This window comes from Mesorhizobium sp. P160927 (assembly GCF_057766385.1).
The window spans coordinates 2,939,833-2,955,103 of the sequence record NZ_JBYMDW010000001.1; the positions used below are offsets into that span (position 1 = coordinate 2,939,833).

At 62.9% G+C, this 15,271-nt stretch carries 12 protein-coding genes; 4 read left to right on the forward strand and 8 right to left on the reverse strand.

Annotation, left to right across the window (positions count from 1 at the left end):
- Window positions 1-4 precede the first annotated feature (4 nt).
- The 3 genes from AC3CB8_RS14105 to AC3CB8_RS14115 form a co-directional block, all read right to left on the reverse strand.
- Entirely contained in the window at window positions 5-697 is a 693-nt protein-coding gene (locus tag AC3CB8_RS14105) for a GntR family transcriptional regulator (protein WP_352563010.1), read from the reverse strand.
- Window positions 698-885: 188 nt separating this feature from the next.
- Complete coding sequence (locus AC3CB8_RS14110) at window positions 886-2,037, reverse strand: efflux RND transporter periplasmic adaptor subunit (protein ID WP_023794610.1); 1,152 nt, start codon at window positions 2,035-2,037, stop codon at window positions 886-888.
- A gap of 15 nt (window positions 2,038-2,052) precedes the next feature.
- Window positions 2,053-5,229, reverse strand: coding sequence for an efflux RND transporter permease subunit (locus AC3CB8_RS14115; protein ID WP_352563031.1), 3,177 nt, complete (start codon window positions 5,227-5,229; stop codon window positions 2,053-2,055).
- Between the two features lie 491 nt (window positions 5,230-5,720).
- Between AC3CB8_RS14115 and AC3CB8_RS14120 the strand changes: the two genes are divergently transcribed.
- Window positions 5,721-6,308 (forward strand): TetR/AcrR family transcriptional regulator, encoded by a 588-nt coding sequence (locus tag AC3CB8_RS14120; protein ID WP_352563032.1) that lies wholly within the window; start codon window positions 5,721-5,723, stop codon window positions 6,306-6,308.
- 313 nt (window positions 6,309-6,621) lie between these two features.
- Here AC3CB8_RS14120 and AC3CB8_RS14125 read toward each other — a convergent pair whose 3' ends face one another.
- The 5 genes from AC3CB8_RS14125 to AC3CB8_RS14145 all read right to left on the reverse strand — a co-directional run bounded on the left by AC3CB8_RS14125 (window position 6,622) and on the right by AC3CB8_RS14145 (window position 11,956).
- Complete coding sequence (locus tag AC3CB8_RS14125) at window positions 6,622-7,644, reverse strand: LacI family DNA-binding transcriptional regulator (RefSeq protein ID WP_352595190.1); 1,023 nt, start codon at window positions 7,642-7,644, stop codon at window positions 6,622-6,624.
- Window positions 7,645-7,675: 31 nt separating this feature from the next.
- Window positions 7,676-8,467, reverse strand: a complete 792-nt coding sequence (locus AC3CB8_RS14130; RefSeq protein ID WP_015318877.1) for an ATP-binding cassette domain-containing protein — start codon at window positions 8,465-8,467, stop codon at window positions 7,676-7,678.
- 3 nt (window positions 8,468-8,470) lie between these two features.
- Complete coding sequence (locus AC3CB8_RS14135) at window positions 8,471-9,457, reverse strand: ABC transporter permease (protein ID WP_023771030.1); 987 nt, start codon at window positions 9,455-9,457, stop codon at window positions 8,471-8,473.
- Between the two features lie 118 nt (window positions 9,458-9,575).
- On the reverse strand, window positions 9,576-10,511 hold the full coding sequence (locus AC3CB8_RS14140; RefSeq protein ID WP_023794606.1) for a substrate-binding domain-containing protein: 936 nt from the start codon (window positions 10,509-10,511) through the stop codon (window positions 9,576-9,578).
- Window positions 10,512-10,804: 293 nt separating this feature from the next.
- On the reverse strand, window positions 10,805-11,956 hold the full coding sequence (locus AC3CB8_RS14145) for a fumarylacetoacetate hydrolase family protein (RefSeq protein ID WP_023771029.1): 1,152 nt from the start codon (window positions 11,954-11,956) through the stop codon (window positions 10,805-10,807).
- 346 nt (window positions 11,957-12,302) lie between these two features.
- Here AC3CB8_RS14145 and AC3CB8_RS14150 point away from each other — a divergent pair, with 346 nt between their 5' ends.
- Genes AC3CB8_RS14150 through AC3CB8_RS14160 form a run of 3 tightly spaced genes read left to right on the forward strand, consistent with a single transcriptional unit; the run spans window position 12,303 to window position 15,101 of the window.
- Window positions 12,303-13,187 carry an ABC transporter permease gene (locus AC3CB8_RS14150; RefSeq protein ID WP_352595193.1) on the forward strand — a complete coding sequence of 295 codons (885 nt, stop codon included), beginning with the start codon at window positions 12,303-12,305 and terminating at the stop codon, window positions 13,185-13,187.
- Complete coding sequence (locus AC3CB8_RS14155; RefSeq protein WP_352595196.1) at window positions 13,184-14,005, forward strand: ABC transporter permease; 822 nt, start codon at window positions 13,184-13,186, stop codon at window positions 14,003-14,005. The genes AC3CB8_RS14150 and AC3CB8_RS14155 overlap by 4 nt, the downstream gene beginning before the upstream one ends.
- A 25-nt stretch (window positions 14,006-14,030) precedes the next feature.
- Window positions 14,031-15,101 (forward strand): ABC transporter substrate-binding protein, encoded by a 1,071-nt coding sequence (locus AC3CB8_RS14160; RefSeq protein ID WP_023771026.1) that lies wholly within the window; start codon window positions 14,031-14,033, stop codon window positions 15,099-15,101.
- Window positions 15,102-15,271 lie beyond the last annotated feature (170 nt).

Below are 15,271 nucleotides of genomic sequence, written 5' to 3' on the forward strand. Positions count from 1 at the left end.
AGGGTCAGGCGCCTTTCGACGAACGCTTTTCGAGGCCGCGCGCATAGGCAAGAAGCTCTTCGAAATCGTGGTCGATATGCTCTCGTGCGTGGCGCTGGGCGGCACGCATGTCGTCGCCCTTGAGCAGCGCCACATAGGTTTCATGAACGTGTTCGGCGGGCACGGCTTCCTTGCGCGCCTGCTGGTGCATGGCGAAGTACATCTGCAAACGGCTGGTCAGCCTTTGCCAGGTTTCCAAGAGCACTGAATTGTCGGCCCATTCATGGATCAGGCCATGCAGTTGCAGCGCGGTCTCGATCTGCCTTGTGGTGTCGCGGTCGCGCGTCGCCTGCTTGACCGCCTCGTGGCGCCCGTCGAGCTCATCGAAAAAGCGCTGGTCGCGCAGTTCCCACGTCCGCTCGATGGCGAATTCGTCGAGCACCTTGTTGAGTGAATAGGCGTCGTGGATGTCCTTGGCGGTGACATTGATGACGAAGGTGCCGGCATAGGGAATGCTGGTCAGGATGCCTTCCTGGACCAGCTCGCGCATCGCTTCGCGCAACGGCGCGCGGCTGACCCGCATCTGTTCGGAAATCCTGAGCTCGTTGAGCTTCTGGCCCGGCTCGAGCTGACCGGTCAGGATCGCGCGTCTGAGCAGTGCCACGATCTCGGCACGGCGTGTCGTGTCGGCAATCGGACTGAATTCCGTCGTCACCATCCGGCCCACTCCCGCGAGAACAGAAGCAGAGACAATCAGATTGTCGACAATCTGACAAGAGCCAACAATCGGGGTTTTCCACTTCCCAGCGCCGACGTCGCCGCTCTGGTCGGTCTGCTCGTGAAAACGGCGCCCGCGACCGGAGAAAAGGTCGGGGGCGCCGCGCGGAAACCGGGCCTGCGGGGGATTCAGGTAGCCGGTTTCTGTGGCAGGGGCGAAATCGGCATTCCGGGGCCGATCTTCTGCAGATTGCCTGTGATCACCTGGTCGCCTTCAGCGACGCCGCTGAGGATGGCGATCATGTCGCCGCTGGTCGGCCCCAGCGAAACCAGCCGCTGGTCGACCGTATTGCCCTTGCCGACGACATAGAGATACTTGCCGAGCTGGCTTGATCCCAATGCGACCTGCGGCACCATCAGCGCATCGGGCTGTTGCTTGACGTGCAGCCGCACGCGAACATACTGGCCAGGCAAGAGTGTGAACTTGGCGTTGCCGATGGTGGCGCGTGCGGTGATCGTGCCGGTCGAGTGATCGATCGTGTTGTCGATAAAGGTGAGCTCGCCCTTCTGGTGGGCCTCCGTCTCACCGGGAAGCAGGACCTCGACCTCGATCGGGCCGGCGGCACGCGCTTCCTCGATCTGCGCCAGATCCGTCTCGCTCGGATTGAAGGTGACGTAGATCGGATCGAGCTGCACCAGCGTGTTGAGAACGGTGCCGGCAACGCTGACCAGCGTTCCCACGGAAGCCTGGTTGCGGCCCAGACGTCCAGCGAACGGTGCGTGGATTTCAGCGTAGCTCAAATTGAGCTCGGCCGTGCGCACAGCCGCCTGGTTCAGCGCCAGCGACGCCTGCGCCTCGCGCAAGGTGCTGGTGCGCTGGTCGAAGCTGTCCTTGTCCAGGTAGCCGCTCTTGGCCAGCTCGGTACCGCGGCCGAGATTGGAACGTGCATAATCGAGGGTCGCCGTGTCACGCTCAACCTGTGCCTTCGCCTGGTCGAGCGAGGCCTGGAAGTCATCGGGCGATATCCTGTAGAGTAGGTCGCCCTGCCGCACGTCGGCGCCGTCTTGCGCCGTCTGTTCCTGCAAATAGCCGGGCACGCGTGCCTGCAGCGTGATGCTGCGGATCGGCTCGGTCCGCGCGGCATAGTCAAGATAGATCGGGATCGTCTTCTTGACCACGTTCGCTACCGGCACCGGCATGACGAACGCTGCTGGAGCCGGCGCGGCTCCGGCCGTGCCGGCATTCAGGCTGAGATTGCCCATGTCCAGCAGGTGGACACTCGCCACCGAGATCGCACCCAGCGCGACAGCCGTTCCCAACGCGATTTTCCATTTACGCATAATGATTCTCCAATATTATTCGGCCGCTTCCGCCAAGGGGGGGAAGGCGGGTTTGGCCGTTGGTTCAGTGTGTTGAGAAGCGGGCTCGTCGCCGCCGCGCCGTTCGCGCAGCTGTTCGATGACCGCGTAGAAGACCGGCACGAACACCAGCGACAGGATGGTCGCGGCGACCATGCCGCCGAACACGGTGGTGCCGATGGACTGGCGGCTGGCGGCACCCGCACCGGTGGCGATCATCAGCGGCACCACGCCTAGGATGAAGGCAAACGCGGTCATCAGGATCGGCCGCAGTCTCAGCCGGGCGGCCTCCATTGAAGCCTCGACGATGCTGAGGCCTTCCTCGCGCCGCCGTCTTGCGAACTCGACGATCAGGATCGCATTCTTGGCCGCAAGGCCGATCAGCATGACGAAGCCGATCTGCGAATAGACGTCGATCTGCATGCCGCGCACCCAAAGTGCGGCGAACGCGCCGAACAGGGCGAGCGGCACCGCCAGCAGCACCATGAACGGCATTGCCCAGCTCTCGTACTGCGCCGCCAGGATCAGGAAGACGAAGACGATGGCGAGGGCAAAGACCACCGACGCGATCGACCCCGCCTTGAGCTCCTGGAAAGTGATTCCGGTCCATTCGAAACCGAAATCCCTGGGCAGCGCGGTTGCCGCGGCCCGTTCCATGGCGGCGACCGCCTGGCCCGACGAGAAGCCGGGAGCGGCGCCGCCATTGATGGTGGCCGAGGCGTTGTTGTTGTAATGCGGCACGGTTTCCGGGCCGACGAACGGCACCAGCTTACCCAGCGTGCTGAGCGGCACCATGCCGCCGGAAGCATTGCGCACATAGAGCCGTGAAATGTCGGCTGCACCGGCACGTGAATCCTTGTCGGCCTGGATGGTCACCCGGAAGGTGCGGCCAAACAGGTTGAAGTCGTTCACGTAGAGCGAGCCGAGATAGATCTGCAGCGTGTTGAAGACGTCGGGCAGGTTGAGACCGAGCAGCTTCGCCTTGGGGCGGTCGAGATCGTAGTTGAACTGTGGCGTCGAGGTCGAGAACGGCGAAAACAGTTGCTGCGGATTGATTTCAGGCTGCTTGCGGGCCTCGGCGATCACCGCTTGCGTGGCGTCGTTGAGGGCCGTGCTGCCGCGGCCGGTGAGGTCCTCGACGACGAATTCGAAGCCGCCCGTGGTGCCGATGCCGGGGATCGAGGGCGGATCGAAGGAGAGCGCGAAAGCTTCAGGAATCTGCATCAGCTTGCCACGCACGTCGCCGACGAGCTTCGAGGCGCTCTGGTCGGGGCCACGCTCCTCCCACGGCTTGAGGATGGCGAACTCGACCGCCGAGTTCGACTGCGCCGCGCTGGTGAGGAAGTTCAGGCCGCTGATCGAGCCGACGATGTCGACGCCTGGCGTCGCCTGCAGGATGTCGCGCGCCTTCTGGGCCACCGCATCGGTACGCTCCAGCGAAGCGCCGTCGGGCAGCTGGATGACGACGAAGAAATAACCCTGGTCCTCAACCGGAAGGAAGGTCGAGGGCAGCTTTTGCCAGACGAAGTAGGTGGCGACCAGGCCGGCCGCGAACAGGCCAAGCATGATCCAGCGCAGCCGGATAAGGATGCGCACGCCATGGGCATACGCATGCGACAGTCTGTCGAAGCCCGTATTGAACCAGCGGAACAGGAAGAATTGCGTTTCGCCGCGATGGCGCAGGAAGGCTGCACTGAGCGCCGGGCTAAGCGTCAGCGAGTTGAAGGCGGAGATGCCGACAGAGATCGCCACCGTCAGCGCGAACTGGTTGTATAGCTTGCCGGAAACACCGGGAATGAAGGCAACCGGCACGAACACCGCCATCAGCACGGCGGTGGTCGCAATGATCGGGCCGGTGACCTCGGCCATGGCGGCCTTTGTCGCCGCCAGTGGTTTCAGTCCGGCCTCGAGCTGTCGTTCGACATTCTCGACCACGACGATGGCATCGTCGACGACAAGGCCGATCGCCAGCACCATGCCGAGCAGCGAGAGCATGTTGAGCGAGAAACCCATCATCTCCATGATGACAAGCGTCGCCACCAGCGACACCGGAATGGCAATGGTCGGAATGATGGTCGTTCGCCAGCTCTGCAGGAAGATGAACACCACGGCGACGACGAGCACCAGGGCTTCGCCGAGCGTGATCAGCACGTCATGCATCGAGGCCGAGACGAAGCGCGTCGTATCGTAGTGCATCGCATAGTCGACGCCCTTGGGAAAACGGGCCGAAAGTTCCTGCATCTTGTCCTTGACGCGCTGCTGCAGATCGAGCGCGTTGGAGCCGGGCATCTGATAGACGGCGAGCACCACGGTCGGGTCCTTGCCGAAAAAGGCCGAGGACGAATATTGCAGCGCGCCAAGCTCGATACGGGCGACGTCGCGCAGCCGCACCAGCGAACCGGTATCAGTGTTGGCACGCACGACGATGTCGCCGAATTCCTTCGGGTCGCTCAACCGGCCGACGGCGTTGACCTGCATCTCGAATGCGGTGCCGGCGGGCGCCGGCGACTGGCCGATCTTGCCGGCCGCCACCTGGACGTTCTGTTCGGCGATGGCATTTTGCACATCGACGGCGGTGATGCCGAGATTGGCGAGCTTGTCCGGATCGAGCCAGACGCGCATCGAATAGCGCCGTTCGCCGAAAATCTGCACGTCGCCGACACCAGGCAGCCGCTTCAGCGGGTCCACCACCTGCAGATAGGCAAGGTTGGAGAGCGCCACCGGATCGACCGAATGGTCGGGCGAGGTCAGGTTGACGATGAGCACGAAGTTCGGGTTCTGCTTCTTGATCGTCACGCCGCCCTGGTTGACGATCGCCGGCAGCGACGAGGCTGCCTGCGAGACGCGGTTCTGGACGTCGACGGCGGCCGTGCTCAGGGAATAGCCGACATCGAAGGTGATGGTGATGGTCGATGAGCCGTCATTGGAGCTCGTCGAGGACATGTAGGTCATGCCTTGCACGCCGTTGATCTGCTGCTCCAGCGGCGTCGTCACCGTGTCTGCCACCACTTGCGCGCTGGCGCCCGGATAGTGGGCGCTGACCACGACTTGCGGCGGTGTGATGTCGGGGAACTGCGAGACGGGCAGCAGGAAATAACAAATCGTGCCGGCGAGCACCATGATGATGGCGATCGCCGAGGCGAAGATCGGACGATGGATGAAAAAGTTTACCACGACACGCACGCCTCTCCGGCCGCTCTTGCCCGCCCGAAGGCGCTGGCGACCCTGGATAACTGGCCGCGCCCGTCCCGGGACCCTTCCTGTGAACGCAGCAACGGCACCTCGCGACGCTGCCCATCGGCAAGCGAGCGCAACATGTTCTCGAACGCGCGGGGGTCGACCCCATCTGCTTTCATGACCAGCCGGATCATCGGATCCCGGACGGCCTCATCTATGGTAAGATCGCGGCGCTGTGGCATTGGCCGGCTCCTTGTCTGTCGATTCGCAGCCCATGCTCGCGAACCGTTTTTTCATCTCTTCACCGGCCGAGGCCGCATGATTGGCAATCTTTTTGTCCATCTGATCTGGTAGGACCAGTTCACGACCTTGTTATTGACGACGGACGCTATAGGTGTTACCAGTAAGTAACATTCTGGAAGTTACAGACCGGTAACACCCTAGTCAAGAGGTGGCCGAGGGTTTTTTGGAAACGAAAGGAGATCATGATGACAGATGGCGTCGTGGAGCGCTCTCGTCCCCGGGATCGGATTCTGGAGACGGCGCGTGACATGTTCCACAAGCACGGCATCAAGGGCGTCGGCGTCGACGCCATCACCGAGGCTGCCGGCACGAACAAGATGACGCTCTATCGTCACTTCGAATCCAAGGACGAACTGATCGTCGAATGCCTGCGCGCCAACGCACTGAAAGCCGGCGCGATGTGGGAAACGTTCGAGGCCGAGCATCCGGGCGACAAACTCGCTCAACTTCATGCCTGGGTTCGCAAGGCCGCCGCCATGCTCAACACCGACGGCCGTGGCTGCGACATGGCCAACGCCGCCGCCGAGCTGACCGAACCCGATCATCCGGCAAGGCGCGTCATCAAGGAACTCAAGGAAGCCCAGCGCGAACGCCTGGTCGGGCTCTGCCGGGATGCCGGCATCGGCCAGGCCGAGCTTCTCGCCGATACGCTGTCGCTGCTGTTTGAAGGCGCGCGGGTCAGCGTGCAGACCGTCGGTGCCGAGGGCCCGAGCACGCAGTTCGTGCGGATGGCTGAAGGACTGATCGTTTCCTTCCGGGGCACCGCCGGTTAAGTATTGCCGTGGCTGGTGATTTGCGGTCGCGTGACCGACGATGCTTGGCTGCACGGTATCTCACCAGACCGCACCGTATCTCCCATTGACCGAACGAAAAAAGCCCGCTGCCGGGAGGAGGTGGCAGCGGGCTCGATTTCGAATGTGGCGCGGGAGGAGGTGCACCCCATTCAGCGTCGGCATCGCATCTGGGAGGAGTAGATGGCCGACAACCAGAACCTACGAGTTGCCCAATGATTCGGCAACAATGAATTGTGCATAGCTGCTGTGCAGATTTGCCGGGGCGGTCAGGTTCACCAGGAGATGCGGGATATCACTGCACGGGCACGTTTTCCCGGAAGATCAGTCGCGGCTCGATGAATTTGCGGGTGAGATAGGGCGCCGATGATGCGATCGAGCCGAGCAGTTGGATGACCGACTGCTCCGCGATCAGCCTGGCGTTCTGGTCGATGACGACGTCGGCGAGGTCGTCGACGAGGTAGCCGCGTGTCTCCCTTGTCAGGTCGTGGCAGATGAACACCGGCTTGCGGTTGGGCCTGGTTTCCCGGATCGCCTTGGCAATGCCGGAGCGCCCGGCGCCGACGCAATAGATGCCGAGCAGTTCCGGCTCGTTGCGCAACGCTTTCATGGTTGCCGCATAGCTGGCATCGGGCTCGTCATTGATCTCGACGGCGCTGCTGACGGTGAGGTTGGGAAACTCCTCGCCAAGCACGGAGCGGAAGCCCATTTCGCGCTCTTCATGGCCGCGATAGGAACGCGAGCCGACGACCATCGCCAGCTGCCCCTCGCGGCCGCCGAGGAAGCGTCCCATCAAAAGTGCCGCGGTCCGTCCCGCCACGCGGTTGTCGATGCCGACATAGGCCGAGCGAGGTGCGGCCGGAATATCGGACACCAGCGTCACCAGGCGGATGCCGGCCTCCACCATGTCGCGCAGGATGTTACGTGTCCTGGGATGATCGACCGCGATGACACCGACGCCGTTGGCGCGCAGCGACAGCTTTTCGACCGCGTTCTGCAAGGCATTGGGCGAGATACCGGCGAGATTGTGAATCCGGCAGGACGCCACCAATGGCAGGCGCGATGCGTAGTCCTCGATGTGCTTTGCCAGCTCGTGCATGAAGTCGTTCGAGCCGATCGGCAGGAAGAATTCGAGGTTTGCCGGCTTCGAGGGAAGCGTCACCTGGTCGGCGACCGGCAGATAGCCGAGCTGCTTGGCGGCCTCCATGACGCGTTGCCGGTTGGCGGCACTCGCTCCGGGCCGGTTGTTGAGCACCCTGTCGACCGTGGCGGTCGACAGCCCGCAGTTCCTGGCGATGTCGGAGACGGTAGCCTTCATGCCGCAGCCCTACACGTCGATCCGTACGTCCTCAGTGCGCCGGCTTGCCGTCGGCGAGGGCGTCGCGGATGTCCTTGTCCGACATGCCGGTGATGATGCGCTCGACTTCAGTCACGGTTGTCGTCTTCGGATCGATGTCGTCGGCGACAACCTTGCCCCTGCGCATGACGACGATGCGGTCGACCACCTGGAAGACATGGTGGATATTGTGCGCGATGAAGATGCAGGAGTGGCCGGAATCGCGGGCGTTGCGCACGAAGCTGAGCACGCCTTGGGTCTCGGCCACGCCGAGATTGTTGGTCGGTTCGTCGAGGATGATCAGGTCGCTGTCGAAATGCATGGCGCGCGCGATCGCCACCGCCTGCCGCTCGCCGCCGGAGAGCGAACCGATCGGCGTCGTTGGCGGGATGTTCTTGGAGATGCCGACCTGTTTGAGCAGATCGCGGGCCACGGTGTTCATGGCGTCCTGGTCCATGCGGTTGAGGAAGCGCGGCGGTTTGATCGGTTCTCGACCCAGGAACAGGTTGCGCGCGATCGACAGTTGCGTGACCAGGGCGGAGTCCTGGTAGATGGTCTCGATGCCGTGGGCGATGGCGTCGCTGGTATCGCGCAAGGTGACCTTCTTGCCGCGGATGAAGATATCGCCGCTGGTCAGCGGCACCGCGCCGGAGAGAACCTTGATCAGCGTCGATTTGCCGGCGCCATTGTCGCCGAGCAGGCCGACGATCTCACGCTCGTTGACATGGAAATTGGCGTCCACCAGCGCCTGGACGCGGCCGTAGGACTTGCGGATGTTGTGCATGCGGATCAATGGCTCGGCCATGATTTAAGTCCCCGCCTGGTGCCGGCGTTCCAGCCATGAATGCAACGCCATCATGCCAAGGATGATCGCGCCGATGAAGATGTTGTAGGCAAGGCCGGGCACGCCGACCAGCACGATGCCGTTGCGCATCACGCGCAGGATCAGGATACCGAGCACGGTGCCGATGATGGTGCCGCGCCCGCCGGTGAGTGCGGTGCCGCCGATCACCACCATGGCGATTACCTCGAGCTCGTAGCCGGTACCGCTGTTGGGGTTGGCGGCGGATGTGCGCAGCGAGGAGATGACGCCGGCAAGCGAGGCCATGACCGACGACAGGACGAACAGGCCGACCTTGACACGATTGACATTGACGCCGCGGGCACGCGCCGCGTTGGGATTGCCGCCCGCCGCCTGGATCCAGTTGCCGGTCCGGCTTTGCGTCAGGACATAGCCGAGCGCGATCGCCGCGGCGATGAACCAGAACAGCGACATGTAGATGCGGAACGGCCCGATGAAGAAGTCGCCGACCAGAGCCTCCGCCAGCCAGCTGCCTTCGGCACTCCAGGTGCGCTGCGGAAACCCGTCGGTGATAAAAAGCGCGCTGCCGCGCACCACGAGCAGCATGCCGAGCGTCACCAGGAAGGACGGGATCTTGAGCTGCGTGACGAACCAGCCATTGACCAGGCCGATCAAGGCGGCAACCACCAGTGCGACAAGGAAGCCCATTTCCAGCGAGGTGACGCCGGCATTGAACAGCGTCCACATCAGCACCGGCGAGAAGCCGAACAGGGACCCGACGGAAAGGTCGAATTCGCCCGACGTCATCAGCAGCGTCATCGCCAGCGCGATCAGGCCGAGCTCGACCGTGAAGGCCAGCGTATTGGAAATGTTCTGCGGCGACAGGAAGTCGTGGTTGAAACCCCAGAAAACGGCAATCTCCACGATGAGCAGAATGAAGGGTCCGAATTCCGGCCGCGCGATCAGGCGTTGGATGAGCGAATGATTTTCCACTGGGAACCCGCGACATGGTTGGGACGGGCCGCGGGCTCCACCGCATCGGGTGGATGAGCCACGGCGCAGGAAGATATCTGGCGCCGTGCGAAAACGCGCGGCGCCAGGGGATCGCGGATTATTTGCCGGACAGGATCTTGTCGTAGACCGCCGCGGTGTCCTTCTCATAGAGGGCGCCGGTTATGACGTTGAAGCCCGGAGGAATGCCGCTGGCCGCCATGTTGGCGAGCGACAGCGCCACATAGCTGGTCGCCTGCGGATCCTGCCACTGGCCGGCATTGACATAGCCGTTCAGCACTTCCTGGGTGGTGTCGAGCGAGTTGCCCCAGCCGACCACCGGGATTTCGCCCGGCTTGACGCCGACCTGGTCGAACACGCGCTTGATCGAACCGGTTACGAGGTCGCCCAGGCCGATGATGGCTTTGACCTTGCCCTTGTGGGCGGTGAGGTAGTCGACCATGCGGTTGATCACCTCGGCCTGGTCGAGCGTCGCTTCGGTCACTTCATAGGTGATGCCGAGTGGGCCGAAGACGCTCTTGATGCCTTCCTCTTCCTGCACGCCGTAGGTGGCGCCGGGGATCTCGACCGGCATCCAGACGAAGTCGCCCTTCTTCACCAGGCCCTTGTCGACCAGATACTGCGCCCAGTGCTTGCCGAAAGTGACGTTGTCGCCGCCGACATAGGCGTTGAAATTGGCCTTGGGATCGGGCGTGTTGAAGTTGATGATCGGGACGTTGGCAGCGCGCGCTTCCTTGACGATCTCGACCAGGCTGCCCGGATCGGGGCTGGTGGTGACGATGCCGTCGGCCTTGGCCGAGAGGGCGGCGCGGACAGCCTCCTGCTGCGAGGCGACGTCGCCATTGTGGAACGAGGTGTTGACGGTGTTGCCGGTGTCCTTGGCCCATTGCTTGGCGCCTGCGAGGAAGTAGGTCCAGACCGGGTCGGCCGGCCCGCCATGTGAAATCCAGTAGAACGTCTTGGCCTGCGCGGCTGCCGGAATGACCGTCAGCGCGATCAGCAGGCCGTAGAGCACAAGTCTTAGTCTCGTCAGCATTTGATTTCCTCCCGGTTGAAGATGATCCGTCCTTTGTTCCGGCTTCAGCCGGATTGCGTCTTTTTGCCAGCGCCGCTCGGATGCCTAAGAGCATTCCCTTTTTCGGCGAATGGCAAGCCTCCATCTGCAGATGTAGTTGGCGCCTGACGCGGCGCCATCAGCGACCCCATCAGATCGCATCAGTCGGGATGATTTTTTCCGGGCAGTCGGATGATTGTCGCCGAGAGCTCAACCGGGCGGACTGTCCCGATCATGTCTGGGCGGTCACTTGGGGCGAGAACCCCAAGAGCCGCCTAGAGCAGGCCGGCCTTGGCCAGGTCGCGCATCAAATGGCTGGCGCCATAGGTCCAGTGCGGACAATCGGGCGACAGCCGCACGCGGTTAACCAGCGCGCCGAATTTTTCCGACGAGATGGTAACGATGTCGCCGACCTTGTGCGTAAAACCCTTGCCCTTTTCGCCGCGATCCTTCGACGGCACGAACATCGTGCCGAGATAGAGCGCCAACCCGTCGGGATACTGGTGGTGCGGCCCCATCGCCGCGGCAACAAGCTCCTCCGGCGAGCGGCTGATCTCGGCCATCGAGCTTGCCCCCTCCAGCGAAAACCCGTCCTCGCCCTCCACCTTGAGGCGCACGACGGCCTGCTTCACGTCGGCGATAGAGAACACGTCGTCGAACAACCGGATGAAGGGGCCAAGCGAGGCCGAGGCGTTGTTGTCCTTGGCCTTGCCGAGCAGCAGCGCCGAACGCCCCTCGACGTCGCGCAGATTGACGTCGTTGCCGATGGTGGCGCCGACGATGCTGCCGCTCGAGCCGGCGATCATGGCGATCTCCGGCTCCGGATTGTTCCAGGTCGACACCGGGTGGAGGCCGACATCGGCGCCGAAGCCGACCGAGGCCATCGGCTGGCACTTGGTGAAGATCTCGGCATCCGGGCCGATGCCCACTTCCAGATATTGCGACCAGGCGCCGCGCGAAATCAGCTTGGCCTTGATCTCCATCGCTTCGGGCGAACCGGGCTTGAGCTTCGACAGGTCGTGGCCGATCAGCCCGGCAATGTCGGCGCGGATGGCGTCCGCCTTGTCAGCCGAACCGCGCGCCTGTTCCTCGATCACCCGCTCGAGCAGGCTGACGACGAACGTCACGCCCGATGCCTTGACCGCCTGCAGGTCGACCGGGGAGAGGAGATAGGGTTTTGCCGGATCGCGTTTGGCCGCAAAACTGTTGGCCGCGATGTCGTCGAGCGAGCCGATCGGCTTGCCCCTGGCTGAGCGCACGTGGCCGGCCGGGTCGGCCAGTTCGCAGACGTCGCGCACGGTGGGCGCCGCGCTCGATGTGATGTCGAAGACGGTGCCGTCGCGCACGGTGACCACCAGGGGGTGCGAGGCGCTTTTGGCGCGGCCGACAAAAAGGCCTTCAGCGGGCAGATGTGTCGGGTTGGTCATGTGTGCGCTCCTTTGATCATCGAAAGATACGGCCGTGCCGGGTCGGCGCGGCACTTTCACCGGAATCCTTGCAAAGGTCTATCCCATCGATGGTGATCAAAGGTGCTGTGTTTTTGGTTGCGAAATCCCGGATTCGCGGCGACCGGTCTGTCATGTGCAGGAGAGAAGTGGAGGGATTTTTCAAGAGCATGAAACCTCGATGGATTTGCTTGCGGTGTATTCAACCTCTGTCGCGACGGCCTCGGTGAGACGTTGAGCACAACCATCCCCTCATCGGGATTCCGCTTGACAGATTTCATGAATATGAAAAAGTCTTGGACAATTTCAAATCTCGGTGAGCAGGTCGATGGCGACCGTCGTTGCAACACAAGCGCAGGAGGCTCGCTCTTCATCGGGCTTCCGGCTCGCCATGCTGCTGCCGGGCGCGTTGGTCACTTTCCTGCTGATCCTGTTTGCGCTTGGCCTGGTGCTGTTTCTCGCCTTCCGCGGCAATGACGGCTCGCTGCTCGGCGTTGGGTTGACCATCGCAAACTTCGTCGCCGTGGCCACCGATCCGCTTTACTGGACGGTGACGCTGCGCTCGCTGGTCATCGCCAGCCTGGTGACGCTGGCAACAGTCGTCACGGCCTATCCCGTCGCATACTATCTCGCTTTCCACGCCGGGCGGCGGCGCGGCCTGCTCTTGTTCCTGGTGACGCTGCCGTTCTGGACCAGCTACCTGCTGCGCGTCTTCGCCTGGAAGATCGTGCTTGCCTATAATGGCGTGCTGAACTCGGCGCTGATCGAAAGCGGCATCTGGTCCCAGCCGACATTGGCCTTTCTGAATACGCCGGCGGCGGTGGTCGTCACGCTTGCCCATGCTTATGCGCCTTTCGCCATCCTGCCGATCTATGTGGCGCTGGACACCATCCCGAAATCGCTGCTCGAAGCCGCTTCCGACCTCGGCGCGCGGCCATTCACCGCTTTCCGCCGCGTCGTGCTGCCCAATTCAATGCCAGGCGTGCTGGCCGCGGCGCTCGTCGTCTTCGTACCGACGGTCGGCGACTATGTCACTCCCGCTATGGTCGGCGGCCCGGCCAGCACCATGATCGGCACGCTGATCCAGTCGCAGTTCGGCAAGGCCAATGACTGGCCGTTCGGCGCGGCGCTTTCGGTCTGCGTCATGCTGGTCATCCTGGTCGTGGTGCTGGTCGCACGCGGCGCCGACCGCAGATTTGGCAGCCGCACATGAAAGCCGAACGCGCAGGTACGAAACGGGATGGCCGCTGGCTCGCCCTGTACGTCCTTGCCTATCTCGTCTTCCTCTATCTGCCGGTCCTGCTGATCCCGCTGTTTTCCTTGAACGATTCCATCCAGGCGGCGTTCCCGCTGCAGGGGTTTACGCTGCAATGGTACAAGACGCTTTATGGGAACCCGGCGCTGTCGGGCGCGCTGTTGAACAGCCTCGTCATCGGCGTCATCGCGGCTTCCGGCGCCACGCTGTGCGGCATCACCGTTTCCTACATGGACCTCTACGGCCGCTCGCCATTGGCAACCACCATCAGCGCCATCGCCCGGCTGCCGATCCTCATCCCCGGCGTCATCGTCGGCATATCGCTGCTGATCCTGGTCAACCTCATCGGTCTCGGGCCATCACGCGTCGCCATCGTCCTCGGCCATATCCTCGTGGCCCTGCCGACCACGGTGGTGATCATGCGCAGCCGTTTCGCCGCCATCCCGAAAACCATTCGCGAGGCGGCGCTCGACCTCGGCGCCACCGACTGGACGACGTTCCGGCGGGTGATGCTGCCGCTCAGCCTGCCTGCCGTGCTGTCGGCCTTCATGCTCGCCTTCCTGATCTCCTTCGACGAATTCATCGTCGTCTTCTTCCTTGCCGGCACCGAGCCGACCCTGCCGCTCTATATCTGGAGCCAGCTACGCTTCCCCCGCTCGCTGCCGACCGTCATGGCGCTCGGAACGGTGATTCTGGCCGTATCCTTCATCATCGCCGGCACCGCCGAGATCCTGCGCCATCGCGGGCTCGGAGCCGCGCGCCGCAATCCAGCCTGACCACAACAATGAGAGGAGAACGAAAATGGCATTCCACCTGAAATCCATATCAGGGCACAAGGCCCGGGCCGGCCTTGCCGCACTGGCGCTCGCACTGTCGTCAACCGTGGCGCTGGCCGCCGAAAAGCTGCAATATTTCACCTGGTCGGGCTACGAACTGCCCGATTTCAACAAGAGTTTTCTTGCCGCCCACCCGGACGGCGTCGAGGCCTCTATCTTCGGTGACGACGACGACGCCTTCACCAAGGTCAAGGCCGGCTTCCGTCCCGACATTGCCCATCCCTGCTACGACAAGGTGGCGCGCTGGAACAAGGAAGGCCTGCTGCAGCCGATCGACACCAAGCGCATCAAAAACTGGGATTCGATCTTCCCGGTATTCAAGAACCTGCCTGATCTGCAGGCGGGCGACGGCAAGGTGTGGATGGTGCCATGGGACTGGGGCAACACCTCGATCCTCTACCGCACCGATCTGGTGAAGAACCCCGAGGCCAGCTGGAACCTTCTGTGGGACAAGCAATATGCCGGCCGCATGGCGACCATCGACGCCGTGCACGATACGCCGATTGTTGCCGCGCTTCTGGCTGGCGTCAATCCGTTCGACATGACGCCTGCTCAGATGGACAAGGTCGCGGCAAAACTGCGCGAACAGCGTCCGCTGCTCTCCAACTACACCACCGACATGACCTCGGTCGAACAGGCGCTGGCCAGCGGCCAGCTGGTCGCCGCCATGACCTGGAACGCGTCGGCCACCTCGCTGAAGAAACAGGGCGTGCCGGTCGAATTCATGAAGCCGAAAGAAGGCATGCTGACCTGGGCCTGCGGCTTCGTCATGCTGAAGGACGCCAAGAATGTCGATCTCGCCTATGACTTCATCAACAGCCGGCTCGACGCCGATTCGGGCAAGTTCCTGATCCAGTCCTACGGCTATGGCAGTTCGCTGAGCACTGCTTTCGCCGGCGTGTCGAAGGAGGAACTGGAGAAGCTGCAGCTGCCGGCCGACCCGGATGTCATGCTGAAGAGCACGATCTTCACCGGACCGATGAAACAGAATGACGATATGGCGAAGATGTTCGAGAAGGTGAAAGCGGGGGGCTGAGGGCCAATCGCCGATGCTGGTGCTGCCCCTCACCTGCCTACCGGCATCCTCTCCCCGTATAGGGACGGGGAGAGGGACGCTGTCATCGCAGATTTCGCCAATCGCCAGCGTTGCAGGAAGAAAGACGACGCGGGGGCAGCCACTTCTCCCCGTCACTATACGGGGAGAAG